Genomic DNA, 26,701 nt, shown 5'->3' on the forward strand with positions numbered 1-26,701 from the left:
GGCACAAAAAAACAGACGGGCGGACCGTCTGCTGGTTATAAATATCTCTTGGCGCCCAAATATTTGGGCTGCCAGTATACGTTATTCATGGAGTCGATTTTTACGCCGCTTGAGGAAGCGTGGATGAATTGATTGGAACCAACATAAATGCCTACATGTGAGGCACCTCTTTTATATGTACTGAAAAATACGAGGTCTCCCTTTTTCAAGGCTGCCTTTTTGACTGACTTGCCGTTTGAATACATGGCAGAAGCTGTGCGTGCAAGTTCTTTCTTTACACTTTTCTTAAACGTATAGCCGACAAAGCCGGAACAGTCGAACCCGTTCGGAGTTGTGCCGCCGTATTTATATTTTGTTCCTATGTATTTCTTTCCTGTGTTAATCACTGTATCGGCTGAGCTGGCTGCCTGTGCATCCGGTGCTGGCGTCCAAATGGCTATAAGGATGCTGAGGATCAGCAGGGGCAAAATAACGGCTTTCTTCACTTTAAAACCTCCGGCTCATGAAATATTTGCTGAGTTTTCCTAACTAAATATAATATAACAAAAAGTTTTCAGAAAATTAGTTACAAAAAAGTGTAAGTTTCGTTACAATAATATTACAAAAGATGACAATATACGCATTTATTTCTTTTGTTTTACAGCAAAAAGGAATATTTGTGACCAAAACAGACAGATTTTAGCGAAAACGCGCAGGAAGTAATCCGTGAATTTTTCCCAAATAGTCAAGGGTTTAAGAAAATCAAAAACCGGGTAATAACAAATCCTTAAAGTGTTGCTGATAACATTTGTCATCTGAAAAGGAGACTGAAAGAATGGATATCGCCCACCTGATAGCAGAGGATAAAATAAAAAGGTCGATTGAAGAAGGAGAGTTCAATAATCTTCCAGGTTACGGCCAGCCCCTCATCCTGAAGGATGACTCAGCTATCCCGGAGAGCCTGCGGATGGCCTATAAGTTGATGGAAAATGCCGGTATGCTGCAGCAGCAGGAAGACAGACTGAGAAAAGAACTCATCGGGCTTGAGGATTTATTATCGGCCTGTAAGGATGAAGGAGAGAGGGAAGGTCTGCAGCGGCAGCTGAATGAAAAGCTCCTGCAATTCGGGAAGACTATGCAAAAGCGGGGCACTGGTGCCTCCAGCGGGTTCAAGCAATACTCCAGTAAGGTGTATGATAAATTGGCAGGGAAATAACGGCTGCTCTCAAGATGAGGGCGGTTTTTTTGTGCTCTATTTAAAAAATCGTGAAAAGCACTTACGAATTTAGGGTTTTATCCGATATAAAAGTATGAATGAAATTCGACTTATTAAAGACAGGTGGAACGTATGGATAAAACTTCGATTATAGGAATGGTCCTTGCTGTAATTGCTATAGGGGTAGGAATGGTCATGAAGGGAGTCAGCCCGGTTGCCCTTGCAAACCCTGCGGCCATCCTAATCATTGTACTCGGCACAATAGCTGCGGTAGTGGTAGCTTTTCCGACAAATGAAATCAAAAAGGTGCCAAAGCTTTTTAAAATTCTATTCAAGGAGCAGAAGCTGATCAGTGCAGAAGCAGTCATTAAAACATTCTCTGAATGGGCACTGGTCGCCAGGAAGGAAGGACTTCTCGCTCTCGAGACGATATCAGAAGAAATTGAGGAGCCGTTCTTGCGTAATGGCATTAACCTGGCTGTAGAAGGCCAGAGTGCGGATTATATCAGGGATATCCTTACAGAGGAAATCGATGCAATGGAAGAGAGGCATCAAGGGGGTGCTGCGATCTTTACACAGGCAGGTACCTATGCACCGACCCTCGGAGTGCTCGGGGCGGTTGTCGGTTTGATAGCGGCACTTAGCAATATGGGGGATACCGAAGCTTTGGGGCATGCCATCAGTGCTGCCTTTGTGGCCACATTGATGGGAATATTCACAGGGTATATGCTGTGGCATCCGTTTGCAAATAAGCTTAAAAGAAAGTCCAAGGAAGAAATTAGAATCAAGCAGATGATGATAGAAGGCATTCTTTCTATTATTGAAGGGGAAGCCCCGCGGACCATTGAACAAAAGCTGACTTCTTACCTGCCGGCAAGCGACAGGAAGAAATGGCTTGAAGGTGAAGTGAAACAGGATGAGTAAGAGAAGGAAAAAGCATCATCATGAAGATCATGTAGATGAAAGCTGGCTGATACCTTATGCAGACCTGCTGACCCTTCTTTTAGCCCTGTTTATCGTGTTATTTGCCATGAGTTCAGTGGATGCCAAGAAATTCCAGCTGGTATCACAGGCTTTCAATGAGGTTTTTACTGGAGGTACAGGAGTGCTTGATTACCCAAGCCCCGCTGAAACGGAGATACCTGAAAAGCTGGATAAAGAAGAAAAAAAAGCAATCAATGGCAATGAACAGAAAAAAGACGGCCTCTCAACCAGAGACCAAAAGGAATTGGCTGAGGTTCAGCAAAGGGTCAATACGTATATTAAGAACAACAAGCTGAGCGGCAGGCTTGGAACCAAGCTGACGGATGAAGGACTTCTGGTCACGATCAGTGACAAAGTGCTGTTTGGATCAGGACTTGCCGAGATCCGAGGATCAGACAGGGACCTTGCCAAGGAAATTTCCAGTCTGCTGGTGATGAATCCTCCGAGGAGCATTGTAATCAGCGGCCATACAGATAATAATCCCATCAGCACCTCAGAGTTTGAATCCAATTGGGATTTAAGTGTCATGCGCGCGGTTAATTTCATGAAGCTTCTCCTTGAAAATAAAAAATTGAAGCCGCAAGCCTTCAGCGCAAAAGGATATGGAGAATTCAAACCGGTTGCCTCCAACAGTACATATGAAGGAAGAGCAAAAAACCGGAGAGTGGAAATTCTCATCATGCCCCGCGAACAAAGCAATAGCTTGAACAGACCATAAGCAATCACTTACCCTGGCCTAAAGGAGGCCAGGGTTTCTTTTGGTCAAAAAGCGGGAAACAATTTGGGAAATGGGGCCAGTCCCCCTGACTAGGAGATGCGATATGGAACATGAGGTATATAGGCTGCCGGATGGCAGGCTGCTTTCGTATAGAATAACGGGAAAGAGAAGCGGGAGACCGGTAGTATATTTTCACGGGTTTGGTTCGCCTTCATCCATCACTCTTGCTCACAGCGAGGAACTAAAGGAGAAAAATTTGTTCCTGCTTGCGGTGGACAGGCCAGGCTATGGAAAGTCAAGCGTACATCCAGGCTATACAGCAGAAGACTTTGCGGATGACGTACGTGATTTGCTGGATAACCTGCATATTCAAAGGATTGCACTTTCAGGATGGTCAACAGGCGGGTTGTTTGCAGAGGCTTTTGCCGCTAAATATCCAGACCGGATCATATCGCTGACGCTGATCGCCAGCACCCTTCCGATCGGGCGCAAGGATGCAAGGGCTGCTATGCCGGGAAAGTGGAGACCGATCCGATTTGTTGTCACCCGATTCCCTTCATTCCTAAGAAGGCTGGCCAGTCTTTTCAGCAGAATAATCAATGGTAAATTGAATGGGAAAATCAAGAGGGCCCTGGAAAAAATGCCGAAGGATGACAGGCGGCCGGCAGGAATGACGAGAAATCTCCTTGACAGAGCAAGGGTGGAGGGCTTTCAGCATAAGGGGCTTTCTTTCTGCCATGAACTTGAGGCTGTTTGTTCTGCTGATTATCAGCGTGCAAAAGCATCCTTTCCCGTCTTCATCTGGCAGGGAGACAAGGACAGCATGGCTAATGTCAAATCCTCAGGCTTTTTACAGAGCCAGTATAATGAGGCTGAGCTGTATATCATCCAGGGCAGACGTCACTATATGATTCTATCCAGATGGAAGGAGATACTTGAGAAGATTCAGCAGGCATATTCGGCAGAACCTATTCCTTTCCGGGGAGATAGGAGTATTTATTAAAATAAAACAGTACAGACGAACTATGGGAAATATCAGATAGAGTTGAAAGTTGTCTGAATTTTAAGAAAGCGTTATCATGATGGGGACAGCTAATCAAAACAGGAGGGGATCATGCTGGTGAAAGTCCTGAAAAAGTTAACAATTGCCATTTTAATGCTTGCGCTTATTCAGACGGGAAGTCTTGGGGAGGCTGCGGCAAAGTCCAAAGGAAATCATCCTGCCGTTCAGAAAACCTTTAAGAACCCGGTGATAGGAGATGGGGCGGACCCCTGGGTCATTCAGCACAGTGATGGTTTTTACTATTACACTCAGACGACTGGCGGCAATATCACGATATGGAAGACAAAAGACCTGACAAAGCTTAGCTCTGCGGAGAAAAAGACTGTCTGGACTCCGGAAAAGGATGCGCCGAACCGCGAGCATCTATGGGCTCCGGAACTGCATTTTATTGAGGGGAAATGGTATATCTACTATGCTGCGTCAGATGGTGATATGGGAAAACAGCGGATGTATGTGCTCGAGTCCGACACGGACAATCCAATGGGGAGCTATCATCACCCGGAGGGAACTAACTTCGGAAAAATCACGGATCCTTCCGATAAATGGGCGATTGACGGCACTGTCCTTTCCTATAAAGGAAAAATTTATTTTGTCTGGTCAGGCTGGGAAGGCGATGAAAACGTCAGCCAAAACCTATATATTGCACCGATGAAAAACCCATGGACCATCGGCGGAAAGCGGGTTGAAATATCACGCCCAGAGCTGGCATGGGAAAAAAACGGCACCCCGCTTATCAATGAGGGGCCGCAAATATTGAAAAATAAACAAGGCAGGGTGTTCATTATTTACTCTGCAAGCGGCAGCTGGACAGATGACTACTGCCTCGGATTATTGGAGCTGAATGGAAGGAATCCCTTGCTTCAGGATTCATGGACCAAAAAAGAGCAGCCGGTCTTCAAGAGCGATCCTGCCATGAATGTGTATGGCCCCGGCCACAACAGCTTTGTGAAATCCCCGGATGGAAAGCAGGACTGGATCGTCTACCATGCTGCCAAGTTTAAAGGGGCGGGATGGAACCGGAGTGTAAGGATGCAGGAGTTTTTCTGGAATAAAGATGGCACCCCTGACTTCAGGAAGCCGGTTGCCGTTGATTCAATTCTAAAGGCACCTTCAGAAGGATCAGGCCCGGGAGTCATTCCAGGTCAGCCTGGCAAGTCTTATAAATACGAAGCTGAAAAGGCACTGGTAAACCATGCCAGGGTGGTGGAAAACAGCGGCGCTTCCGGTGGGGCAAAGGTCGGGATGATCGACTTTGAAGACAGCTATATTGATTTTAGTGTCGACGTGCCAAAAGGAGACTACATCCTGAAAGTCAGATATTCCAATGGCATGGGGGAAGAGACAAGCCACATCCTGAGTGTGAACGGAGTGCAGCAGGAACTGTTTTATCAGCCATTTGGCTGGGACAGCTGGAAAGAAGCTGAAAAAGAAGTAACCTTGAATGAAGGGCAAAATTCAATCCGCCTTGGAAAAGGGAAGCTTTTCACAGAAATCGACTCCATTGAGCTGGTACCTAAAAATGTGAAAATCTTTAAATACGAAGCCGAGCTTGCTGACATCAAGAGTGGCGAAATGATTACAGATGCCCTTGCGTCCAATAAACTAAAAATGGCTGCGCCAAAAGGCAGCAAGGCCGTGTTCAAGATCAGGACAGACAGAGCTGGCGAGTATAACCTTACTGTCCGAACGAAAACCGAGGCAGGCAAGAAACAGCAGATATTCATAGCAGGCGCCAGAAAGGGCGTTACCGTCCTTAATAGCTCCGGGAAAGATTGGGGCAGCTATACGGTAAAAACATCCTTACAAGCGGGTATCAATACCATCGTGATTTCTTCCCCTGGAGGTAAGGCCGAATATGATTATATCTCACTTGAGGAAACAGGAAAGAAGTAGGGAGCGGCTGGCTGACCAGGCTGGCAAACATGCGTGAAGAATCTTTTAAAACCAAAAAGGAAGCAGGGCAGGCCAAACTGCTTGTTAAAAAACATTTCCAATCAAAAAAGCGTGCAGGCACGGCAGTGCACGTTGTAAAGAATCGCTAAAGACTAAATATGGCCAGCGTCCAGCACGCCTTAAAAATACCAAAAAGAAGAGCCTGTATGTGCAGGCATGTTAAGGCTCCTTTGGGTATGCCTAAATAGAACCCTGAATATCCTCCATTATTTATCCATCTTCCTGCAAAAACAAGTTTAACGATATACATACAGGGAATTATAATCCTGTAGACTTAATGAACTTGCAAGGGAGATGGAAATAAATGAGTAAGATTGCATGTGTAATTACTAGTGATTTTGAAGATTCAGAGTACAGAGACCCGGCGCAGGCTTTTAAGGAAGCAGGCCATACAGTGGTTACAATTGAGAAGGAAGCAGGTAAGACGGTCAAGGGTAAACAGGGGGAAGTGGAAGTGTCAATCGATGAGTCCATTGACTCTGTAAAGCCGGAAGACTTTGATGCGCTGTTCATTCCTGGCGGGTTTTCGCCGGACCAGCTTCGTGCTGATGAACGCTTTGTTCAGTTTGCTAAGTCCTTCATGGATGAGAAAAAACCTGTTTTTGCTATCTGTCACGGACCGCAGCTTTTGATTACGGCTAAGACACTTGATGGCAGGACAGCTACAGGCTATACCTCAATCCGGGTGGACATGGAAAATGCCGGTGTAAATTTCAAGGATGAAGAAGTAGTTGTATGCGGAAACCAGCTGGTTACCAGCCGTACCCCGGATGATATTCCAGCATTCTCGAGAGAATCACTGAAGCTTTTAAGCTAATGACACAAGCAGAACGGGAAATGGAGATACTCCGTTTTCCGTTTTTTTTATTTTGGTATAGAATAAGGGAAAACAGTATATTCAGGAGTGTTTTGGATGATAGTGAACAAATCGAGCCGGGAAATAGAAGCCATGCATGAAGCTGGAAGGCTGCTGGCGGCCTGCCACAGGGAAATTGCCAGCCTGGTCGCCCCCGGTATAACAACCTGGGAAATTGATGCATTCGTGGAGCGATTCTTGAAAAAACATGGCGCCACTCCTCAGCAGAAGGGCTACAGGGGCTATGAGTATGCTACATGTGCCAGCATCAATGATGAGATATGCCATGGTTTCCCTCGGAAGGAACCTTTGAAAACCGGAGACATTGTAACCATCGATATGGTGGTTAATTTAAATGGCGCCCTTGCAGATTCGGCGTGGTCTTATCCCGTAGGCGAAGTATCTCCTGAAGCTTCGCGGCTGTTATCAGTGACAAAGGAAGCTCTGTACAGAGGAATAGATGCCTCACAGCCAGGAAACCGGATCGGCGATGTCGGGCATGCCATCCAAACATTCACTGAAGCAGAAGGGTTTTCAGTTGTACGCGACTTCATCGGCCATGGCATTGGTGCCAGCATTCATGAAAAGCCGGATGTTCCACATTTCGGATTGCCTGGAAAAGGAATCCGGATTAAAGAGGGGATGGTCTTTACGATCGAGCCAATGATCAACACCGGAGCCTGCCAGAGTAAGATGGACTCGAATAAATGGACGGCGCGGACAGCGGACGGCGGTTTGTCTGCCCAATTTGAGCATACCATCGCCATCACAGGGAAAGGCCCAATTATTTTAACCGAACAGTAAAATAAAAAAAGCATCCAAGGATGCTTTTTTTATTTTTTCAGAGCTGTTCAGGCATTCCTCAGTTTTCCCAATTCTTCAGCTATGGCCTCCAGCTCACGCGGAGTGAAATTGGTTTTCTTCATGACCATTGCATAAATGTCGTGAAGCTCTTCGTACATTTCCTGATTAAAATTAGAGGCTTTTACCGCACCGATATTCATGACCTTTAATCTTTCAATAATCTTTTCCACCATGTATTCTACATTTTCCGGCGTGTTCTGTGTCAAATCCATTTTCTACCCTCTCCCATAACAAATGATATCTTTCATCTTTCATTAAATATGCCTAAAAGTCAATCACTTACTTGTTTTTCATCCATGCTGTGTCCGCATACATTGTTGCTGTTATTAAAAATGTGGATTGCAGCGAGAGGCACTCGCTTTTTCTCGGCGCGGACGGTGAGACCCTCATCTTTCGCCTGGGGGGTCTCACCTGTCCCGCTTTCCCTGCCGCTTTTCGCTGCAATCCACTTGCTTATTATTTTGCCCTCCCTTAAAAAGTCTCTCAAGCCTCCCCGTATGCAAGTGCCAGGCATAATAATTTCATCTTTGAGAAAAATAAGACAGCACCATGTCATTCACCGATAATTTTTTGCAGGAGGGATACGAATGGATCAGTATACCGTTCAAAGCAGAGGGAACAGCAAGCTCTTTAGGGGCCTTATGTTTGGAGCTCTTGCAGGAGGGGCGGTGGCAATGCTTGACCGGGCGACCCGCCAGAATTTCCTTGATGGTACAGGCAGGTCATACCGGGGTGTAAAGTCTTTCCTGTCAAGCCCGATGGAAGCCCTGGTGAGGATGGGCGAATTTTCAAGCAGGCTTCGTTCACAGATTGAAGAAATTACGGATGATATCAATTTCATCTCGGAAAAAGTGGATGAACTAAAGGGAGTCCCGCTTCAGGTTGCGGAGGCAGTCATGGATACAAAGGATGTCATCACAAACCATGGACATGCTTCAAATGGGGCAGCTTCAGACAGCTATACTGCACATTAAAAGATAAAGCGAGCTGGGAATATGAAAACCGGTAAAAACATTTCAGACAAATCAGTCTTAAAGGAACTTTTTTCACGTCTCTTTGTTGATGATTTGTCTGGAATGGCGGCCCAGCTTGCTTTCTTTTTTCTGCTTTCTCTGTTTCCTTTCATGATATTCCTTGTTTCACTGCTTCCTTATCTGCCCATCAAGACAGAAGATATTCTTGCCTTTGCTGCCATGTACGCACCTGAAGATACAACGGCAATGATTGAGCAGGAATTAACCAGCGTTTTGAATGGAAGCGGAAAGCTTCTGTCCGTTGGAATCATTGGAACTGTCTGGTCAGCCTCAGCTGGCATGAATGCGATTATAAGGTCATTTAATAAAGCATACCGGATTAAAAATGGCCGGCATTTTGCTCTGTCCAGGCTGTTATCCATTCTGTTTACGCTGGGCATGTTGATCGTGTTTGTCATTGCGCTTCTGTTTCCGGTCTTTGGCAGGCAGATCGGCTTCCTGCTTGCCGATTACTTTGGTATGTCGGTGGAATTCCTGTCTGTCTGGAATCTTTTTCGGTGGGCGATCAGCGGTTTTGTCCTGCTGGTGATGTTTATGATGATTTACTGGCTTGCTCCAAGCATTAAGCTGAAATGCCTTACGGTGCTGCCCGGGGCCATCTTTGCCACAATCGGCTGGATTATCGTATCATATGCTTTTTCCATCTATGTAGAAAAAGTCGCCCATTACTCCGCGATGTATGGAAGTCTGGGCGGGATAATTGTCCTGATGATCTGGTTTTATTTAACCGGGATTATTTTGATTATAGGCGGTGAAATCAACGCGGTCATCAGCAGCAGGACAAAGCCTTCCGAATGCTAAAAAAGAGGCCTTCACAAAGAGGGGGGAAATCAGAATCCGCCGTTCTTTTAGAAAAGCCTCTTTTATTTAGGTCAGCGGGACGGTACGGTAAGACCCCACAGGCAAAGCGAGGAGGCCCCCCGCCCGCTCCAATGGAGTGCCTGCAGCGGATATCAACTTTCTAGTCCAATAACACAGTTTAACGCAGCAGCCGCAGGCTGTTAAGGATTACAAGGATTGTGCTGCCTTCATGGCCGATAACTCCAAAAGGCAGGTCAAGCACCTGAAAGAAATTGGAGCAGATTAATGCCAGAATGACGGTAATGGAGAAGAAAACATTCTGCTTGATGATGGTATTCATTCTTTTTGAAAGCTTAATGGCTTCGGCAATGCGGGGAAGGTCATTCTTCATCAGCACCACATCCGCTGTCTCAAGGGCAACATCTGTACCGCCGCCCATAGCGATTCCAACCGTGGAGGCGGCAAGAGCAGGCGCATCATTGATGCCGTCCCCGACCATCGCCACAGACCCGAAGCGGTCTTTAAGGCTGTGAACTTCCTCAACCTTTGTCTCAGGAAGGCACTCTGCAATGAATTCATCGACATGGCTCTCACCGGCGATGGCTTTTGCAGTTTGAGTGCTGTCCCCGGTAAGCATGAAGGTATAAACACCCTGTGCCTTCAGTTCTTCAACGGCTGAAGCCGTCTCGGCCCGGACAACATCCTTTAGGGCAATGACTCCGGCAATGCCGCTGTCGTCCCTGGCGTATACGAGTGTTTTTCCTTCTTCAGCCAGACGTGCAGCTGCACCATCCTGGAAGGCAAGTGCATCCTCTGTGCCAACAAAATCCGCTTTCCCGATTTTCAGGAACCTGCCATTCAAAAGGGCCTGAACGCCCCATCCCGATATGTCTTCCATGTTTTCCGGTTTCATGAAAGTTCGGTCTGTTTGTTCCTGAAAATGCTTAACAATGGATTGTGCAAGCGGATGGCTTGAATAATTCTCGAGTGAGGCCGCATAGTACAGGAATTCATCCCTTCCCCAGTCATCACGGGTCAAAATATCAGTCACTTCAGGCTTCCCCTGTGTAAGGGTACCTGTTTTATCAAACGCGACAGCCCTCAAACTGCCCAGATTCTCTAAGTGAACTCCGCCTTTGAATAGGATACCGTGTCGTGCGCCATTTGAGATGGCAGAAAGAGTAGCGGGCATGATGGATGCAACTAGTGCGCATGGGGAGGCAACCACCAGCAGGATCATGGCTCTGTAAAAGGTCTCATTCCAGGTCCAGCCGAGTACGAAATGTGGTACGAACATCATCAGGAGGACAACGGACAGTACCACTTTTACATATGTCCCTTCAAAGCGTTCGATGAACTGCTGCGAAGGAGATTTTTCGCTCTGAGCATTTTGTACAAGTTGAATGATCTTCTGGAACAGAGTTTCATCATTTTCCTTTGTCATCTCTACTATAATCGAACCGCGCAGATTCACCGTGCCGGCAAACACTTCATCGTTTGGCCCCTTGGTGACGGGGATGGATTCTCCGGTGATTGCCGCTTCATCAAGGTTGGTGCTGCCTTCTGAGATCCGTCCATCAGATGGGACACGCTCTCCCGGCTTTACCAGGATACGGTCGCCAGGAGAAAGGGAAGTAATATGCACCCGTACTTCCCGTCCGGAATCATCGATCCTGATTGCCTCCTCGGGCTGGAGATCCATCAGCGCGGATATTTCACGTGAACTTTTGTCCATCGTGTACGTTTCCAGGGCACCGCTCACTGCGAAGATAAAGATCAAAATCGCGCCCTCCGTCCAATAACCAATCACTGCCGAGCCGACAGCTGCAAAGATCATCAGCATTTCCACATTAAGCTCTTTATTTTTAATCGTTTCCTCAATACCTTCTTTCGCTTTAGCAAAGCCGCCGATTATAAAGGCGAGAAGATAGGCTGTTATGGAAGGTACATTCAGACCTTCACGGGCTAAAAGCCAGCCGGCGAGGATCAGGATGCCGCTTACACCGGCCGCTATCAATTCAGCATTTGTCCTGAAGCGGTCCAAGAGGGAATTTCCTGATAGATCCCTCCCTAACCCGCTATGGTCGATTGTTTTTGTTTCTGTCTGCATAGTCTGCCTCCTCTAGTCAGTGCGATTTATGCTTGTATTATCTAATTGAGAAAGATATTCATAATCAAGAAGTACTTAAAAAAGATGAAAGCTGCCACCGTATTGATGACAGCAAGGAATATAGCTTTCTTCTCCTAAAAAAGGGAAGGATTCGGAACATTCTCTACATTAGAATAAATATAATTTAATATGTTTTTATCCTACCACAGGTTCAGATTAAAGGAAAGCAGGTTTTCTTGAATTCCTTATACAAAATTATCCATCGGATAAATGGCAAAGCATGGCCCCGGGTCACGATGAAGCGGTTCTGGCGGAAAACTCCCCTGCCCCCCTTGGCTTGAAGAGTCCAAGCAGAATGAAGCAAACGAGAAAGATGGCACTTATTGCATAAAAGAAACTTTCGCCGGCTAGATGTTCAATGACCATGCCGCCAAAAAACGGACCGGCAAGGCTGCCGAAGCTGAATGTTATTCCGCACATCAAATTTCCTGCCGGCAGGAGGGGAGCAGGAGTGAGATCTGCCATATAGCTTATGCCCAGTGAAAAGGTGGAGCCAGTCATCATCCCGGCGAGCAGGAAGCATGTGAACAAAGCAGGAAGGGAGTCATTGAATACACCAGCAAGCATAAAGAAAAGAAAACCGGATATCATGACTGCAAGAAGCACTTTTCTTCGTCCCAGCCGGTCGCTCATCAGACCGAGCGGAAATTGAAAGAGAATAGCACCAGCTGCAAAGGCTGGAAGCAGGATTGATACGGCTGCTATATCCATTCCGTTCCGTAAGGCGTACACCGGGAAATTTCCGTTCAGTGAAGCCTCTACAAATCCATATGAGAAGGTAGGAAGAAACGCGAGCCAGGCATAGCGTGCGGCCTGGCCGAACCTTGAGAATGTACCGCCCAGGGACACAGTCTCCAGGCTCTGTTCCGGATATTCATCATTCAGCAGGAACACAGTGAGCCATACAAGCAGGCTGATGCTGCCGGAAAGAATAAAGGGCAGTGATTCGTTAACTTTGACAAGATTCGTCAAAAGCGGGCCGCATGCGAATCCGATCCCAAAGAAAAGGCCATAAATGGAAACATTCCTCCCGCGCTTTTCTGGTGCGGAGGATGCGGTAATCCACGTTTGGGTTGCAAAGTGCAGCGAATGGTCGCCGATGCCAATCAGCATCCTCAGCAAAAACCAGAACCAAATGCTGTCCCACAGAGGGAACATAAATAATGCGGCGAAAACGGCAAGTCCGCCCCATAAGATCATCTTTCTATATCCCAGCCTCCTTAGCGGCCCCTCCATAAAAGGAGATGCCAGGAGGATTCCTATGTATAAGCCCGTGGCATGCAGGCCATTAATGGAGGAGCTAACCCCATGGTTCTCAAAAATGATGGCGATCAGAGGCAGGAGCATCCCCTGCGAAAAACCTGATATGCCGACGATGCTGACAATGATCCAGAAGTGCAGTCTTGATTGAGTCATTACATTCTCTCCTAATTTCCTCATAATAGTAGATGTTACTAGCTCTCATGACGATTATGCAAGCATGAAATGAGGTATAGGAAGCTATGCAAAAACAAGCCTTATAGAAAAACCCTGAAGTGATCAGGGGATATCCAGGAGGGAACTATGGTTAATAAGATCTTTTTTATCGCGGTGCTGATCGGTGTGCCGCTCTCAGTCATCGGGACGGTCATGCATCTGCCGACTATCCTGATGTTCATTATCTACTGCTTGACGATCATAGCGCTCTCAAGCTTCATGGGACGGGCAACAGAGAGTCTCGCAATTATCACCGGACCGCGGATCGGCGGGCTTTTGAACGCTACCTTCGGCAATGCCGTAGAACTCATTATTTCTATATTTGCGTTAAAGGCAGGTTTGACAGAGGTTGTTCTTGCCTCGCTCACCGGTTCTGTTATCGGCAATCTGCTTCTTGTTGCAGGTTTGTCATTTTTTATAGGCGGCCTGAAATACAAACGGCAGAAATTCAATGTTTTTGATGCCAGACATAACTCGGGCTTATTGATATTCGGTGTTATCGTCGCGTTTGTCATCCCTGAAGTATTCAGCATGGAAATGAAAGAACCAGACACGCTTTCGTTAAGTGTAGGCCTTGCCATTATCATGATTCTCCTATACCTGGCCGCACTGTTCTTCAAGCTGGTCACGCACCGCGGTGTCTATCAGCATGAGGAAAATGTGATACACGAACACGAGGAACCAGAGTGGTCCAAAGGAAAGGCAATGGGCGTACTGGCGATCGCAACCCTGGCCGTCGCTTATGTATCCGAACATCTCGTTCATACATTTGAAGAAGTGGGCCACACATTTGGCTGGTCTGAGCTGTTCATCGGGGTAATAATCGTAGCAATCGTCGGGAACGCAGCAGAACATGCGTCTGCCATCATCATGGCTTATAAAAACAAAATGGATATTGCAGTGGAGATTGCCGTTGGTTCAACGCTCCAAATTGCCATGTTCGTGGCGCCGGCACTTGTATTGGTGTCCTTATTCTTTACAGAATCCATGCCGCTTGTATTTACAATGCCGGAGTTGACGGCAATGGTGACATCTGTACTCCTTATGATCATGCTTTCGAACGATGGAGAAACAAACTGGTTTGAGGGATTGACCCTCCTTGCCGCCTACTTCATCATGGGAATTGGCTTTTATCTATTGTAAAAGACCCATTCAAATTGGGCGGAAGGGCGCCGCACGCTATTTCGCAGACAGAGCGCCTGCAGAGGAATTCCAACTTTTTTGTCCAAAAACAGCCATTATGATAAACAAAAATGACTCTGTCCGGCAGGACAGAGTCATTACTTTTAATTAAGTATGAATTTGTTAAGTTTTTGTGGCTTGCAGCGAAACTCCGATCAACCACCTCCAGGGTGTGATTCTTCTTTCCGGCGAAATTTTTCTCTCCTTAACCAATTTACGGCCCTTATCAAGCTGTGGTCTGATTGTATAGGCATACCTCCTAAAACTTCGGCTGGTATGAGCAATTTCGCCTCCTTCGCTTTAATGTATATTCAGTATAACTAAAAAACTAAAAGTTGTAAATATTCTGAAATTAACATTTTCGTTACATTCTGTAAAAAATTATTACAAGGAGCTGGACCTGCATATTCTCGGGTGAGCAGGACAATATAGAAGTAAATAGCCATTAAGGAGTGTGCAATATGAAACACCCAGTATTAACTTTATCACTCTGTTTTGCACTTATAATGAGTCCGGGCTCTCTTTCACTGGCTGCCAAAAAAGAGAAGGCCAGCATCCATACTGCTGCCATTCCGCAGTCTGTATTGAATATCACCAAGGAAAATACATTTCCAAACGCTTCACAGGACATGCCTTATCTTGAGCCATCAAAGCTTGCTAAGCAACTGATCAAATCCTCCAATGTGAAAATCGAGAATCCGGAGCTGATCAGGATGATGAACGAAACCGCCATCAATAAATCTCCATTTGCGTTTGGATACAGGGCGACCATCTATCTTGGTCATTGGGCGCTCAATTATCAGTCGGTCGAAAGCTCACCAAACTGGGAGTATCAGAAAGTGAATACCAACTATTATGATAACCGCGGCGGTACAGCACCTTACCAGATCCATTATGTTCAGGAAGCCCAGAAAACAGTACGCGGGGGACTTACAGCCAAAGTGCCGGCTGCAGAAGATGTTCATAAAATGATGCTGATCAAGGCAGCCCAAAAAACCAAGCTGCCGCTTGCCTTTGAGGCTGTCATCGGCACAGGGACAAAGAAGGACAGGATTTATAATATCCCAGCCAATCGAGCCGGCTACCTTCATGCCTACTCTTCCGCAGTGAACGAAAAAGGGAAGGTCACGTATGGAGAAGTTTATCTGAAACTGAAGGGAACCAAGCGCTATATCGTTGTGAAGAATGTTACCTCACAGGGAATAGGCGCCTGGATTCCAATACAGGATCACCTGAGCTTCAGCTTCATGGTGTCTGGCCGTCCCCGTTGAGATAACGCCCGCTCATGATCAAGAGCGGGCGTTTTTCATCGGGTTATGGAGGCTGCCCTCTCTGTGAACTGGACGCCTTTGTAGTAAGAGTCCTTCACAAGGACATTTGGTCCGAGACATTTTACAGCCGGGCAATGACAGTTCAGTTCCTTAGCGAGCTCTGATTCCTGAAAGCGGCGGTATGAGTCCCCCAGGGATTCTTCCCGGATGTTTCCAAGCGGCGGAGCATCGCCGAAATCCGTAACGATAACTTCTCCGCTGAAAATATTGACATTCAGCCTTGAACGCCCGTCAGGATCGTTACGGACTGTCACGTTCTTTTCTCGGTACAGCCGCTCAAGAAGCTTGAGATCCTCTGGGTGATCACTGCATGGATAAAAGGGGAGGGTGCCGAAGAGCATCCAGACATTCTGATTGCGGCTGTCCAGCAGCCCGTTGACAGCTTTCCTGATCTGGTCCAGGGTAAGAGACTCGATCGCCGAAGCGAAGTCGCTTGGGTACATAGGGTGTATTTCATGGCGCTGACAGCCCATTTCTTCAGTTACTTGTTTATGTATAGTACTAAGATAGGGAAGCGTCCGTTTATTGAGCATCGTCTCTGCGGAGACAAGCACACCAGACTCTGTCAGGAATCGGCTGTTTTCAATCATCTTTTTAAAAAGTGCAGCTCTTGCAGCCCGGCTCGGCTTGCGCTCCATCATGGCGAATCCGGTATCGATGAATTCATCAATCGTTCCCCAGTTATGGGAAATATGCAGAACATCGAGATAAGGGAGAATTTCTTCATACCGCTTCATATCCAGGGTAAGATTTGAATTAATCTGGGTCCGTACCCCACGCTCCCGGGCATACTTTAATAGCGGCACCACATAATTCTTTGTCTGCTGCCTGGACAGCATTGGTTCTCCGCCTGTAATGCTCATGCTCCGAAGATGCGGTATTTCCTCTAGTCTCCTAAGAAGGATTTCAAGGGGAAGCGCATCTGGATCCTTTGTCTGAAGCGTGTATCCAACTGCGCAATGCTCACACCTCATATTACATAATGTCGTTGTTGTAAATTCTATATTCGAGAGTGTCAATTGGCCGTGTTCCTCCACATCCATATATGCTTCCCAAGGATCGTATTGAGTTGAAACAGGCTTTTGCAATTCAATCATTTTTTGGCCCCTAACTATTTTAAATACTAAACAATTATGGTGAAGTGAGAATTATATGTCAATATTCTGCCGAGGACCCTGTCCAATCTGGCCTAGAGATGCGACTCGGCTGCCGGAAGGACTATGTTAAAAGGCTGTTCATTGCAGCGGAATAACTTTATAATGGTTATGGAGATTTTGAATGCCGGGTACTTTTCGCCTGCAGATGGAAAGGAGTTTTTAAAATGGGAAAAGCGATTGAAGACAGCAATGGACAAGTTGATTATTTAAAGCAGCGTCTGTCCATGTTTATAGAAGTGCTGGACAGTATGGATCCTGAGGAAGCCCAGCTTGAAGATATTGACCGTTTGATTGGAATGCTTGATGATCTTGAGTTTAAGGTAGCTCAGTTTAAAAAGGATAAATGAGGTCGGCTTACTCAGCTGATTTTTTAACTTTCCGGATGCTTTTAGGTCTTAACTTATCGGTTAAGACCTTTTTTAGCGTTCTGGCGGCTGTAAATGATCTTAACTTTTCGGTTAAGACCATTTTTAATGTTCTGGAGACTGTTTTTGGTTCTAATTCTGCGTTTAAGACCATTTTTAATGTTCCTGAGACCGATTTAGGTTCTAATTCTGCGTTTAAGACCATTTTTAATGTTTCTGAGCCCGATTTAGGTTCTAATTCTTCGTTTAAGACCATTTTTAACGTTCCGGAGGCTGTTTTAGGTTCTAATTCTTCGTTTAGGACCATTTTTACCGTTCCGGACTCTGATTTTGGTTCTAATTCTTCGTTTAGGCCATTTTTAATGTTCAATACGACTGAATTTACTTTTCTGTGAAAAGGGGCCTGCACAGAGCAAAAGACTTCTTAATAAGAGGGTCTAACCTCTATCTTTATGCACCGTGCAACGCTCGGCTGCGTTCCTATTCTTGTTTAATTCCTTCAAATGAATTGGCTGGGGGTAGGAAGGCCATTTATTTTTCCCCGGACATCTCCCAGTCAGGCTTGAGAAGCGAGTACAATGCGGCATCATGTGACTGCCCTCCCTGTACAATATATCCCCTTAGGAGGCCTTCCTTCTGGAAGCTGTGTTTCTCAAGCAGGGCACTTGAAGGAAGGTTCTCAGGGAACGTGACAGCGGCCGCCCTGTAAAGGCCAAGCTCTTCAAATATATACTTCAGCACTGCAGAAAGGGCTTCTGATACCAGTCCTTTCCGCCAGTAATGGGGATGGATCTCATATCCGATTTCGGTTCTTTTATTATGAATTTGCAGGTTGTTCAAGCCGATCGTACCGATGAAACGGCCTTCATCCTTCAATTGCAGTCCCCAGCGAACGGACCTTTTTTCCGTGAACATCCTTTGAAATGAATGGATGAGATTCGCTGCATCATCCACGGTTGTAAATGGTTCCATTCCGTAATATCTGGTAACCTCGTCCAATGAAAAGATTTCATAAAGCGGCATGGCGTGTTCTTCTGTAATTTCGATCAATTTCAAGCGTTCTGTTTCCAGCTCTTTAAATTTCATTTAGATCCCCCCGTTCCTAAAAATTCGACAAGACGCAGTGGTTTCCTCCTAACCTGAAAAATGTTACCGCTTGCACATAAAGCCTTTTCGAATAAAAAAGATAGGCGTATAATGTAGAAGGCTAATGATTGAATTTTATAGAAATTCCAGAAAGCCGCTGCATGCGGCGATATATATCAATGTACAGGGGGAAGTACTGTGAATGTAGAGAAGCTTCAAGAGAGCATGTATCAATTAATTGTGGAAACCTCCACTAATCTTCCAAAGGATGTAAGAAGGGCCATAAAGAAGGCTAAAGCGCAGGAAAACTCGGGTACCAGGGCAGCCATGAGTCTGTCCACCATTACCGAAAATATCGGGATGGCCGATGAAAATGTATCTCCAATCTGCCAGGACACAGGACTACCAACATTCAAGGTGAAGACTCCTGTCGGTGTGAACCAGCTTGAGATCAGCGCGGCCATTCTGCATGCCATCAAGAGGGCGACAAAGGATGGAAAGCTCCGCCCGAACTCGGTGGATTCCCTGACAGGGGAAAACAGCGGGGACAACCTGGGGTACGGCGTCCCGGTCATTAAATTCGAGCAGTGGGAGCAGGATTACATCGATGCGCGCCTCATCCTTAAAGGCGGGGGCTGTGAGAACAAGAACATCCAATACAGCCTTCCTTGTGAGCTTGAAGGATTGGGCCGTGCGGGCCGCGACCTGGATGGAATCCGCAAGTGCATTCTCCATTCTGTGTACCAGGCCCAGGGGCAGGGCTGCAGTGCAGGCTTTATCGGCGTTGGAATCGGCGGGGACAGAAGCGCAGGATATGACCTTGCAAAAGCACAGTTATTCAGGGAAGTAGAGGATGTTAATCCGATTGAAGAGCTTCGGAGTCTTGAGGATTATATTATGAAAAATGCAAACAAGCTGGGCATCGGGACCATGGGCTTCGGCGGGGAAACCACACTCCTTGGCTGCAAAATCGGTGTTATGCACCGCATTCCTGCAAGCTTCTTTGTGTCTGTCGCGTATAACTGCTGGGCATACCGGCGCCTTGGCGTAAAAGTCGATGCTGGTGATGGCGGCATCCTCGAATGGCTGTACCAGGATGGGGAAAAAATCAACTTTGCGGAGGAAGCTGAGCTTGAAACGGCAGCTGCCGTGGAAGCACCGGAAATTCGTGAAGTGATCCTGGAAGCTCCGATAACGGAAGAGCAAATCAGGGATCTCAGGGTCGGCGACGTGGTCCGGATAAACGGGATGATGTACACAGGCCGTGATGCCATCCATAAATATTTATCGGAAAATGATGCTCCCATTAATTTAGACGGACAGATCATTTATCACTGCGGCCCTGTTATGCTTAAAGACGAGGCTGGCGAATGGCATGTAAAGGCTGCCGGCCCGACAACAAGCATCCGTGAAGAGCCGTATCAGGGAGATATCATGAAACGCTTCGGCATCCGTGCGGTCATCGGAAAAGGCGGAATGGGACCAAAAACCCTGAAGGCACTTGAAGAGCACGGTGGCGTCTACTTGAATGCGATCGGCGGTGCAGCGCAGTACTATGCAGACTGCATTAAATCCGTCGAGGGCGTGGACCTGATGCAGTTCGGCATCCCTGAAGCCATGTGGCATCTGAAAGTGGAAGGCTTCACTGCGGTCGTGACCATGGATTCACATGGCAGCAGCCTCCATCAGGATGTAGCCCAGAGCTCGCTTGAAAAGCTTGCACAATTTAAGGAACGGGTATTTTAATACACAAACAAAGCGCCTGGACAGAGATGTCCAGGCGCTTTGTTTGTACAGATCTGTTCAGAATTCATTGGTTGAATCCCCTATATATAAATTTCCTGTCATTATTTAAGGCAAGTGGATGAACAATAAAAGGAAACGAGATAAAGACAGGAGATTTTGCCATGAAAAAAATAGGAATCATGCTTGCTGCGTTTGTTTTATGGGCAGCGTGCCAGAGTTATGCTGATGCTGCATTTTCTAATGAACGATACAATTGGGGATTCAGGAAGTCGAGCGGCGGGCAGCCGGCTGATGCAGGGAAGAAGCTGGAGCTTATGCTGGAAAGACACGGGGCGGTATATCAGGGAGATACAACCAAGAAGGATATTTATTTGACTTTCGACAATGGATATGAAAATGGTTTTACCGGACATGTGCTGGATGTGTTGAAAAAACATCAGGTGCCAGCCGCTTTTTTTGTGACCGGTCACTATCTGAAGACGGCAAAAGGACTGACAAGGAGGATGGTAAAGGAAGGCCATATCGTCGGGAATCATTCCTGGTATCATCCGGACCTTACCACAAACTCAGACAGTGAGATCGCCAAAGAACTAAATTCAGTGCGCGAGGAAACAGAGCGGCTTACCGGTCAGAAAGGGATGGCGTACTTGAGGCCGCCCCGCGGGGTATTCAGTGAGAGGACGATGGATGTCGCCTCAAGGCTTGGCTACAGGCATATATTCTGGTCACTGGCCTTTGTTGACTGGAATGTAAAAGACCAGAAGGGGGCGCAGCACTCGTATGACCAGGTGATGAAGCAGATCCATCCCGGGGCCATCCTTCTCCTCCATACCATATCAAAGGACAATTCAGATGCCCTTGACCGGATTATCACCGATCTGAAGAAAAAAGGCTATACATTTAAATCGCTGGATGATTTAATGATAAGCCGGGAACTCGGAAGTGACATGCTTTACTGACCGAAAGCGGTAATAATCGCTAAAACATGCTATAATACTGGGAAAATGCTAAAGGATGATTGCAGTGTGGACAGAATCTTTTGATATTGAGGGGCCTTACAATTTTGACCTGGTCCTCGACAGGCTGTCGAATGACCCGCTGTCAGCCATTGATTTTGCAAATAGAAGTATCAAGGTTCCCCTATATGCAGGGGGGAGTCCCGCTGTCATTCATGTAAAAGCAACCGGAACGACCGATGCGCCGTCTTTTACTCTGTCAGGAAATGACCTGCAGACAAGGGAGGCGGGAATCAGCCGGGTTAAGGCTATCTTCCAGTGGCATCTGCCCCTCGAGGATATTCATTCTCATTTTGAGAGATCTGACCTGGGCGGCATTTTTACGGAGCACCGGGGAACTCCTTTAATACTGGATTTTGACCCATATGCCTCCCTTGTGAAGTGCATTGTGCACCAGCAGCTGAATTTAGCCTTTGCCTATACATTGACCGCAAGATATGTAAAAGCATTTGGCCGTGAAGTCGATGGAGCCTGGTTTTATCCGGAGCCGGAGAGGGCGGCCCATCTGTTGGTTGAAGAACTGCGAGAGCTTCAATTCAGTACGAGGAAAGCCGAATATTTAATCGGACTGTCACAGCGGATTGCGGCCGGTGAACTGGACTTGGACGAACTGAGCCGGGAGCCTGATGACATCATTATTGATAAACTGACTGCAATCAGGGGGATTGGCCGCTGGACAGCTGAAAACTTTCTGCTTTTTGGCCTCGGAAGGCCTAATTTATTCCCGATGGCAGACATCGGCATTCAAAATGCTTTGAAGAAATTATACGTTATGGAACAGAAGCCAACACGGGAACAAATGGAAGCCCTTAGCGGATCATGGCGGCCATATTTAAGCTATGCCTCTCTTTATTTATGGAGAAGCATTGAAAAACGGAGTGAATAATACATTGAAACAAGAAACAAAACTAGAGCCTGGACAAACATTTCCACTGACTATCAAGCGCCTGGGAATCAACGGGGAGGGCGTCGGTTATTTTAAACGGCAGGTCGTGTTTGTCCATGGTGCAATTCCGGGAGAGGAAGTTCTTGCCGAAGCGGTGAACGTACAGCCGAAATATGCAGAGGCAAAAATTAAAAAGATCCGGAAAGAATCGGAACACAGGACAACACCGCCATGCCCGGTTTATTATGAATGCGGCGGCTGTCAGCTGCAGCATATCGCATACGAAAGACAGCTCCTTGAAAAGCGGGATGTGATCATTCAGGCGCTGGAGAAATATAAAAAATCAGATGCCGGTTCAATAGATATCAGGCAGACGATTGGCATGGAAGAGCCATGGCATTACCGGAACAAGAGCCAATTCCAGGTGGGTACTGACCAAAACGGACAGATCATTGCCGGTCTTTATGCCGTGGGTACCCATAAGCTCATTGATGTACCCGAATGCATCGTCCAGCATCCAAAAAGCAACCGTGCGACAAGGGTTGTGAAGAAGCTGATCGCCAAGCTTCAGATTCCGGTCTATAATGAGCGCAAGAAAAAAGGAGTCGTCCGGACCATCGTGACCCGGGTGGGCTTTGAGACAGGAGAGCTGCAGGTAGTCATCGTGACGGCCACTGAAAAGCTCCCGCAGAAGGAACAGCTGATTGCCGAAATCAAAAAGCAGCTCCCGGAGGTTGTATCTGTGGTTCAGAACGTGAATCCGAAAAATACCTCCACCATCTTTGGGGAGAAATCGATCCATCTTTCCGGTGAGAATGTCATCCGGGAAACACTCGGAGATATGACATACGAGCTGTCAGCACGCACCTTCTTCCAGCTCAATCCTGTCCAGACCATCAAATTATATGATGAAGTTAAGAAAGCGGCAGCTCTGACTGGGAATGAAAAAGTTGTTGATGCATACTGCGGCGTAGGAACCATCGGATTGTGGCTGGCAGACGGAGCAAAAGAAATCCGCGGCATGGATGTTATCAAGGAATCCATTGCGGATGCCAAGAAGAATGCGGCCCGCCAAGGTGTAAAAAATACACACTATGAGGTTGGCAAAGCGGAGGACATCATGCCAAAGTGGTCGAAGGAAGGCTTCCGGGCAGACGTGCTCATCGTCGATCCCCCAAGGACCGGCCTCGACAACAAGCTGCTGCAGACCATCACAAAGGTAAAGCCTAAGAAAATCGTCTATGTATCGTGTAATCCTTCCACACTTGCGAAAAACATTGAATTCCTGAGCAGTTTATACAAAGTCAACTATATTCAGCCCCTGGATATGTTCCCGCAGACGAGTCATGTGGAGAGCTGTACGCTGCTAGTTTTACGATAAAACCAAGCAGATAGAACCGAGAATCAAAAAGATACTCGCTGTTCCGTCTGCTTTTATTTCAATTTGATCTAGTAGTCGATGTTACAATTCAGGGGTCAGGACATCTCCTTCTGAGATTTTAGACAAATTCTTTTAGAGCTTCATAAGCTTTCGCGGTATTTTGGTTTAGAAGCTTTAGTTCTAAACCAATCGAGACTGAAGAAGATAATTTAATTCTTCTTTAGTCTTTTTTTGTCCCAGAACTAGATAGGTGCCCAATCATTTATATATAAAAAAAGGGCTCAAAGTATGAGCTCCCTTAATAAGTAATCTTCCGCCATTAGTGGACTTTGTCTTAATAGACATACTAACTCCAGACTTACTGCCCTATCTCCGTTTCTTACCATTGGATTTATTGCCTTTAGAGCCGTTCTTACCGCACTTATTGCCTTTAGAACCGTTCCTTCCGCCGGATTTATTGCCTTTAGAGCCGTTCCTGCCGCAGGACTTATTCCCTTTCGAGCGATTCTTACCGCAGGACTTATTCCCTTTCGAGCGATTCTTACCGCAGGATTTATTCCCTTTCGAGCGATTCTTACCGCAGGACTTATTCCCATTCGAGCGATTCTTACTGCAGGACTTATTCCCATTAGAGCGATTCTTACCGCAGGATTTATTCCCATTAGAGCGATTCTTACCGCAGGACTTATTCCCATTAGAGCGATTCTTACCGCAGGATTTATTCCCTTTCGAGCGATTCTTACCGCAGGACTTATTCCCATTAGAGCGATTCTTACCGCAGGACTTATTCCCATTCGAGCGATTCTTACCGCAGGATTTATTTTTCATTTGAATTGTTTGAGTATCATAGTCTTTATCAACCGGATTATTAACCATAAATCCTGCAAGGCCATTATGAGCTGCATCTGAAATTGCTTTTACAATATCATAAGTTGTTGACAATAACATTCACCCTTCCTAAATTTTTCACTTTTTATTCATGGTATGAAAGTTTTAGTTTGTTGCTTGGACATTAAAAGCCCGCTCATAAAATAATTTATCAGCCCAGGGGTCACTGTTTTACTGGGGTTACATAATTTAGAATCAAAAAGAGATTTTAGGGAGAGTTATATATTGAAGAGTTATAAGCTGTATATTCAACCTTCAGAATTACAAACCTTAAATAAAGATATCTGGAGTGATGATCCAGTTCCGGGAACACTTAAGCATGGCGAAAAAAAATATTTAATTGATGTAGCCTACAGGGGAGACTCCATCAGAAAAAACAAAAAAAAATCTTATCAAATTACCTTCAGGAAACCTTATGTTGTGGAGAAGAACCATGTCGTCCATTTAAACAGCGAGTATAAGGATCCTTCTCTAATTAGAAATAAGCTGTCCCTGGATTTTTTCAGAAGCCTGGGAATCTTAACACCAAATGCCCAGCATGTTTTATTAATTTTGAATGGGCAATGCCGGGGGATTTATCTTGAACTTGAATCATTTGATGAATTCTTTCTGAAAAAGTGGAATCTTCCTGAAGGAGGAATTTTTTATGCGACCGACAATGATGCCAATTTTTCTTTATTGACTGAAGAAGAAGATGCGAAAACAGAAATATTGCAGGGATATACTGAAGTATATGATAGTAACGGAAAAGGGGGGCAGCTTCTCTCTGACCTTATATTTAAGATTAACACACTGACAAATCTGGAATTTGAACGTGAAATACCTAAGATGATTGATGTAGAAAAATATTTGAAATGGCTTGCGGGAGTTGTCTGCACACAAAATTTTGATGGTTTTATCCATAACTATGCCCTTTACTGGAATAGTGGGACAGGCCTTTTTGAAATTTCCCCCTGGGATTGTGATGGAACGTGGGGCAGGAATCGGCACGGGGAATTACTGCCGTATGATTATATACCAATTGAGGGTTACAATACATTATCGGCCCGGCTTCTGCATCATTCTGGATTTCGAGATTTATACAAGCAAATCATGGAGGATATCTTACTGAATTTTTTTACAGAGGAGCGGCTAAAACCCTTGATTTATTCGGAATTGAAAAAATTACAGCCCTGGATTGAAAAAGATATATATATAAAAGAGAAGATGCATATTATTTTATCAGAACCCCTAGTTATGCTGGATTTTGTCAGAGACAGAAGGGAGTACTTAGCAAGGGAGCTGGTTCGTTTATTTTAACTCCTAAGGATTTTTTAAAACGGCCATTATTGCTCCTTAAATCAATTAGGGCGTTTTTTATAGTGACTTTGTCTAAGGTCTGAGCATATAGTACAGGGAAACTAATTATTAGGAGGAAAAATGCAGCATGAATACTGAAGTAATGCAAACTTTTATTGGTAAGACATTGAAGGTGGACAGAGGCGGGCCAGAATCCCGGGTTGGGAAACTCCTAGCTGTAGGGGAGGACTTCTTTTCTCTTCTCACTAAAGAAGAGGGAGTAATCTTTTACACAACACATCATATCAAAAGTATTACTGAGAGTTCTAAAAATAAATTTGATCTTGAAATTGAAGTCTCAGAAGATTTTCAGATCGAAAAATATCCGACCTTTAAAGAAGCAATCAACTCACTAAAATTCCAATGGGTAAAAATCAACCGTGGTGGAAAGGAATCCCTGGAAGGTGTGTTAGAAGACGTAAATGATGACTATATAAGGGTAGTGATGAATGAAGAAATAATCAGGATTTCAATGTTCCATGTTCGGAACATCAGCCAGGGTGTGAAGAGCGAAAAGAAACAAGAGGAATCTGGAACAGCAAAAGAAAATAATCAAAAAGCTCAAAATAAAGGTAAAGGTAGAAAAAGGTAAAATGAACAGACCCAATAATGTCGCTTCTCATTAGAAGCGACATAAATTATTTAAAGGAGTATTTTTGTTACAAAGGATGTTAAAGCCGCTAGGGAAACTTTCTCCGTAACAAAAGGACGACAGATCGCCCGTATAGAAAAACCTCCGCTTGGTCGCCGTTATATACCATCAATTAACTCCGGAAATCTAAAGCATTGGCCAGCGGAGAAAGTTGATAATCATCAACATTAAGTGGAGGGTTCCTATGCGAAAAGCAGTGTTCAGTACTAATTTAAACGGCTATAAAGGCTGCAACAAAATTGGCCTATATTTGAAGGCCGGCCGATATGCAGAAGGTGTTTCGACTGATATAAAAAGTGATCACTTAATAATTGACATTGAATCCATGATTCATTATTTTATACTCAGTCGATATAGGATTTTTCAAAAAACTCGGGATCCATTATGCGGAAATCACCGGCCATTCAATATAGGTGAGCCAGACTGTTCTTTCTCGTACACTCCTTATATAATGTCTAAGATAGCGCATATACAGAGTCAGCATACATATTAAAAAAAATATCAGCTATCCTTTCATGAAGTCAGCATTATATAGGCTGACTTCAAGAAGGGATAGCTA

Annotated in this window: 27 protein-coding genes; 18 read left to right on the top strand and 9 right to left on the bottom strand. The window is 45.6% G+C overall.

The features are described 5' to 3' along the window. Positions 1-35 precede the first annotated feature (35 nt). Positions 36-485 carry a C40 family peptidase gene (locus V1501_RS03775; protein WP_409291518.1) on the bottom strand — a complete coding sequence of 150 codons (450 nt, stop codon included), beginning with the start codon at positions 483-485 and terminating at the stop codon, positions 36-38. A gap of 329 nt (positions 486-814) precedes the next feature. Between V1501_RS03775 and V1501_RS03780 the strand changes: the two genes are divergently transcribed. The 7 genes from V1501_RS03780 to map all read left to right on the top strand — a co-directional run bounded on the left by V1501_RS03780 (position 815) and on the right by map (position 7,573). Next, positions 815-1,195, top strand: a complete 381-nt coding sequence (locus V1501_RS03780) for a DnaJ family domain-containing protein (protein ID WP_409291519.1) — start codon at positions 815-817, stop codon at positions 1,193-1,195. Between the two features lie 132 nt (positions 1,196-1,327). Further along, positions 1,328-2,119: a flagellar motor stator protein MotA gene (motA, locus tag V1501_RS03785; RefSeq protein ID WP_409291520.1), complete on the top strand. Its 792-nt coding sequence runs from the start codon at positions 1,328-1,330 to the stop codon at positions 2,117-2,119. Further along, complete coding sequence (gene motB, locus V1501_RS03790; RefSeq protein WP_409291521.1) at positions 2,112-2,897, top strand: flagellar motor protein MotB; 786 nt, start codon at positions 2,112-2,114, stop codon at positions 2,895-2,897. Before motA ends, motB begins: the two co-directional genes overlap by 8 nt. A gap of 103 nt (positions 2,898-3,000) precedes the next feature. Next, complete coding sequence (locus tag V1501_RS03795) at positions 3,001-3,900, top strand: alpha/beta fold hydrolase (protein WP_409291522.1); 900 nt, start codon at positions 3,001-3,003, stop codon at positions 3,898-3,900. Between the two features lie 111 nt (positions 3,901-4,011). Then, complete coding sequence (locus V1501_RS03800) at positions 4,012-5,853, top strand: family 43 glycosylhydrolase (protein ID WP_409291523.1); 1,842 nt, start codon at positions 4,012-4,014, stop codon at positions 5,851-5,853. Positions 5,854-6,217: 364 nt separating this feature from the next. After that, positions 6,218-6,730 carry a type 1 glutamine amidotransferase domain-containing protein gene (locus V1501_RS03805; RefSeq protein ID WP_409291524.1) on the top strand — a complete coding sequence of 171 codons (513 nt, stop codon included), beginning with the start codon at positions 6,218-6,220 and terminating at the stop codon, positions 6,728-6,730. A gap of 96 nt (positions 6,731-6,826) precedes the next feature. Then, positions 6,827-7,573, top strand: a complete 747-nt coding sequence (map, locus tag V1501_RS03810; protein WP_409291525.1) for a type I methionyl aminopeptidase — start codon at positions 6,827-6,829, stop codon at positions 7,571-7,573. Between the two features lie 47 nt (positions 7,574-7,620). On the opposite strand, the gene V1501_RS03815 is transcribed toward map, so the two are convergent. Both V1501_RS03815 and V1501_RS03820 read right to left on the bottom strand, forming a co-directional pair. After that, on the bottom strand, positions 7,621-7,845 hold the full coding sequence (locus tag V1501_RS03815; RefSeq protein ID WP_409291526.1) for a DUF1128 domain-containing protein: 225 nt from the start codon (positions 7,843-7,845) through the stop codon (positions 7,621-7,623). Between the two features lie 59 nt (positions 7,846-7,904). Beyond that, complete coding sequence (locus V1501_RS03820) at positions 7,905-8,120, bottom strand: hypothetical protein (RefSeq protein ID WP_409291527.1); 216 nt, start codon at positions 8,118-8,120, stop codon at positions 7,905-7,907. Positions 8,121-8,220: 100 nt separating this feature from the next. On the opposite strand from V1501_RS03820, the gene V1501_RS03825 reads away from it, so the two are divergent. Both V1501_RS03825 and V1501_RS03830 read left to right on the top strand, forming a co-directional pair. Beyond that, a complete protein-coding gene (locus V1501_RS03825; protein ID WP_409291528.1) occupies positions 8,221-8,607 on the top strand; it encodes a hypothetical protein in 387 nt (128 codons plus the stop codon). Between the two features lie 21 nt (positions 8,608-8,628). Continuing rightward, positions 8,629-9,468, top strand: a complete 840-nt coding sequence (locus tag V1501_RS03830) for a YihY/virulence factor BrkB family protein (RefSeq protein WP_409291529.1) — start codon at positions 8,629-8,631, stop codon at positions 9,466-9,468. A 178-nt stretch (positions 9,469-9,646) separates the two neighbouring features. On the opposite strand, the gene V1501_RS03835 is transcribed toward V1501_RS03830, so the two are convergent. Next, positions 9,647-11,578, bottom strand: coding sequence for a heavy metal translocating P-type ATPase (locus V1501_RS03835; protein ID WP_409291530.1), 1,932 nt, complete (start codon positions 11,576-11,578; stop codon positions 9,647-9,649). Positions 11,579-11,869: 291 nt separating this feature from the next. Then, positions 11,870-13,054, bottom strand: coding sequence for an MFS transporter (locus V1501_RS03840; protein ID WP_409291531.1), 1,185 nt, complete (start codon positions 13,052-13,054; stop codon positions 11,870-11,872). A 147-nt stretch (positions 13,055-13,201) separates the two neighbouring features. Between V1501_RS03840 and cax the strand changes: the two genes are divergently transcribed. Both cax and V1501_RS03850 read left to right on the top strand, forming a co-directional pair. Next, positions 13,202-14,257: a calcium/proton exchanger gene (gene cax, locus V1501_RS03845; RefSeq protein WP_409291532.1), complete on the top strand. Its 1,056-nt coding sequence runs from the start codon at positions 13,202-13,204 to the stop codon at positions 14,255-14,257. A gap of 500 nt (positions 14,258-14,757) precedes the next feature. Then, positions 14,758-15,567: a YfkD family protein gene (locus V1501_RS03850; RefSeq protein WP_409291533.1), complete on the top strand. Its 810-nt coding sequence runs from the start codon at positions 14,758-14,760 to the stop codon at positions 15,565-15,567. A 35-nt stretch (positions 15,568-15,602) separates the two neighbouring features. Here V1501_RS03850 and yfkAB read toward each other — a convergent pair whose 3' ends face one another. Then, positions 15,603-16,724 carry a radical SAM/CxCxxxxC motif protein YfkAB gene (gene yfkAB, locus V1501_RS03855; protein WP_409291534.1) on the bottom strand — a complete coding sequence of 374 codons (1,122 nt, stop codon included), beginning with the start codon at positions 16,722-16,724 and terminating at the stop codon, positions 15,603-15,605. Between the two features lie 224 nt (positions 16,725-16,948). Here yfkAB and V1501_RS03860 point away from each other — a divergent pair, with 224 nt between their 5' ends. Beyond that, positions 16,949-17,131 carry an SE1561 family protein gene (locus V1501_RS03860; protein ID WP_409291535.1) on the top strand — a complete coding sequence of 61 codons (183 nt, stop codon included), beginning with the start codon at positions 16,949-16,951 and terminating at the stop codon, positions 17,129-17,131. A 7-nt stretch (positions 17,132-17,138) separates the two neighbouring features. On the opposite strand, the gene V1501_RS03865 is transcribed toward V1501_RS03860, so the two are convergent. Both V1501_RS03865 and V1501_RS03870 read right to left on the bottom strand, forming a co-directional pair. Next, complete coding sequence (locus V1501_RS03865; RefSeq protein ID WP_409291536.1) at positions 17,139-17,558, bottom strand: hypothetical protein; 420 nt, start codon at positions 17,556-17,558, stop codon at positions 17,139-17,141. Positions 17,559-17,680: 122 nt separating this feature from the next. Next, complete coding sequence (locus V1501_RS03870; protein ID WP_409291537.1) at positions 17,681-18,235, bottom strand: GNAT family N-acetyltransferase; 555 nt, start codon at positions 18,233-18,235, stop codon at positions 17,681-17,683. 225 nt (positions 18,236-18,460) lie between these two features. On the opposite strand from V1501_RS03870, the gene V1501_RS03875 reads away from it, so the two are divergent. The 4 genes from V1501_RS03875 to rlmD all read left to right on the top strand — a co-directional run bounded on the left by V1501_RS03875 (position 18,461) and on the right by rlmD (position 23,264). Further along, positions 18,461-19,981, top strand: a complete 1,521-nt coding sequence (locus tag V1501_RS03875; RefSeq protein WP_409293243.1) for a fumarate hydratase — start codon at positions 18,461-18,463, stop codon at positions 19,979-19,981. Positions 19,982-20,142: 161 nt separating this feature from the next. Then, on the top strand, positions 20,143-20,940 hold the full coding sequence (gene pdaA / locus V1501_RS03880) for a delta-lactam-biosynthetic de-N-acetylase (protein WP_409291538.1): 798 nt from the start codon (positions 20,143-20,145) through the stop codon (positions 20,938-20,940). Between the two features lie 64 nt (positions 20,941-21,004). Beyond that, positions 21,005-21,883 (top strand): DNA-3-methyladenine glycosylase family protein, encoded by an 879-nt coding sequence (locus V1501_RS03885; RefSeq protein WP_409291539.1) that lies wholly within the window; start codon positions 21,005-21,007, stop codon positions 21,881-21,883. Further along, positions 21,876-23,264 (top strand): 23S rRNA (uracil(1939)-C(5))-methyltransferase RlmD, encoded by a 1,389-nt coding sequence (rlmD, locus tag V1501_RS03890; RefSeq protein WP_409293244.1) that lies wholly within the window; start codon positions 21,876-21,878, stop codon positions 23,262-23,264. Before V1501_RS03885 ends, rlmD begins: the two co-directional genes overlap by 8 nt. Before the next feature lie 281 nt (positions 23,265-23,545). On the opposite strand, the gene V1501_RS03895 is transcribed toward rlmD, so the two are convergent. After that, positions 23,546-24,058, bottom strand: a complete 513-nt coding sequence (locus V1501_RS03895) for a hypothetical protein (protein WP_409291540.1) — start codon at positions 24,056-24,058, stop codon at positions 23,546-23,548. 316 nt (positions 24,059-24,374) lie between these two features. Here V1501_RS03895 and V1501_RS03900 point away from each other — a divergent pair, with 316 nt between their 5' ends. Further along, entirely contained in the window at positions 24,375-25,451 is a 1,077-nt protein-coding gene (locus V1501_RS03900; protein ID WP_409293245.1) for a CotH kinase family protein, read from the top strand. A gap of 127 nt (positions 25,452-25,578) precedes the next feature. Continuing rightward, complete coding sequence (locus V1501_RS03905) at positions 25,579-26,082, top strand: hypothetical protein (protein WP_409291541.1); 504 nt, start codon at positions 25,579-25,581, stop codon at positions 26,080-26,082. Positions 26,083-26,701 lie beyond the last annotated feature (619 nt).

It is taken from the genome of Paraperibacillus esterisolvens, assembly GCF_046237625.1.
GTDB classification, from domain to species: domain Bacteria; phylum Bacillota; class Bacilli; order Bacillales; family DSM-1321; genus Paraperibacillus; species Paraperibacillus esterisolvens.

What these genes read in the sequence shown, in the direction of transcription:
- V1501_RS03780 (WP_409291519.1), top strand. Translation starts at nt 815, where the DNA reads ATGGATATCGCCCACCTGATAGCAGAGGATAAAATAAAAAGGTCGATT.
- motA (WP_409291520.1), top strand. Translation starts at nt 1,328, where the DNA reads ATGGATAAAACTTCGATTATAGGAATGGTCCTTGCTGTAATTGCTATA.
- motB (WP_409291521.1), top strand. Translation starts at nt 2,112, where the DNA reads ATGAGTAAGAGAAGGAAAAAGCATCATCATGAAGATCATGTAGATGAA.
- V1501_RS03795 (WP_409291522.1), top strand. Translation starts at nt 3,001, where the DNA reads ATGGAACATGAGGTATATAGGCTGCCGGATGGCAGGCTGCTTTCGTAT.
- V1501_RS03800 (WP_409291523.1), top strand. Translation starts at nt 4,012, where the DNA reads ATGCTGGTGAAAGTCCTGAAAAAGTTAACAATTGCCATTTTAATGCTT.
- V1501_RS03805 (WP_409291524.1), top strand. Translation starts at nt 6,218, where the DNA reads ATGAGTAAGATTGCATGTGTAATTACTAGTGATTTTGAAGATTCAGAG.
- map (WP_409291525.1), top strand. Translation starts at nt 6,827, where the DNA reads ATGATAGTGAACAAATCGAGCCGGGAAATAGAAGCCATGCATGAAGCT.
- V1501_RS03815 (WP_409291526.1), bottom strand. Translation starts at nt 7,845, where the DNA reads ATGGATTTGACACAGAACACGCCGGAAAATGTAGAATACATGGTGGAA.
- V1501_RS03825 (WP_409291528.1), top strand. Translation starts at nt 8,221, where the DNA reads ATGGATCAGTATACCGTTCAAAGCAGAGGGAACAGCAAGCTCTTTAGG.
- V1501_RS03830 (WP_409291529.1), top strand. Translation starts at nt 8,629, where the DNA reads ATGAAAACCGGTAAAAACATTTCAGACAAATCAGTCTTAAAGGAACTT.
- V1501_RS03835 (WP_409291530.1), bottom strand. Translation starts at nt 11,578, where the DNA reads ATGCAGACAGAAACAAAAACAATCGACCATAGCGGGTTAGGGAGGGAT.
- V1501_RS03840 (WP_409291531.1), bottom strand. Translation starts at nt 13,054, where the DNA reads ATGACTCAATCAAGACTGCACTTCTGGATCATTGTCAGCATCGTCGGC.
- cax (WP_409291532.1), top strand. Translation starts at nt 13,202, where the DNA reads ATGGTTAATAAGATCTTTTTTATCGCGGTGCTGATCGGTGTGCCGCTC.
- V1501_RS03850 (WP_409291533.1), top strand. Translation starts at nt 14,758, where the DNA reads ATGAAACACCCAGTATTAACTTTATCACTCTGTTTTGCACTTATAATG.
- yfkAB (WP_409291534.1), bottom strand. Translation starts at nt 16,724, where the DNA reads ATGATTGAATTGCAAAAGCCTGTTTCAACTCAATACGATCCTTGGGAA.
- V1501_RS03860 (WP_409291535.1), top strand. Translation starts at nt 16,949, where the DNA reads ATGGGAAAAGCGATTGAAGACAGCAATGGACAAGTTGATTATTTAAAG.
- V1501_RS03870 (WP_409291537.1), bottom strand. Translation starts at nt 18,235, where the DNA reads ATGAAATTTAAAGAGCTGGAAACAGAACGCTTGAAATTGATCGAAATT.
- V1501_RS03875 (WP_409293243.1), top strand. Translation starts at nt 18,461, where the DNA reads ATGTATCAATTAATTGTGGAAACCTCCACTAATCTTCCAAAGGATGTA.
- pdaA (WP_409291538.1), top strand. Translation starts at nt 20,143, where the DNA reads ATGAAAAAAATAGGAATCATGCTTGCTGCGTTTGTTTTATGGGCAGCG.
- V1501_RS03895 (WP_409291540.1), bottom strand. Translation starts at nt 24,058, where the DNA reads ATGGGAATAAGTCCTGCGGTAAGAATCGCTCTAATGGGAATAAGTCCT.
- V1501_RS03905 (WP_409291541.1), top strand. Translation starts at nt 25,579, where the DNA reads ATGAATACTGAAGTAATGCAAACTTTTATTGGTAAGACATTGAAGGTG.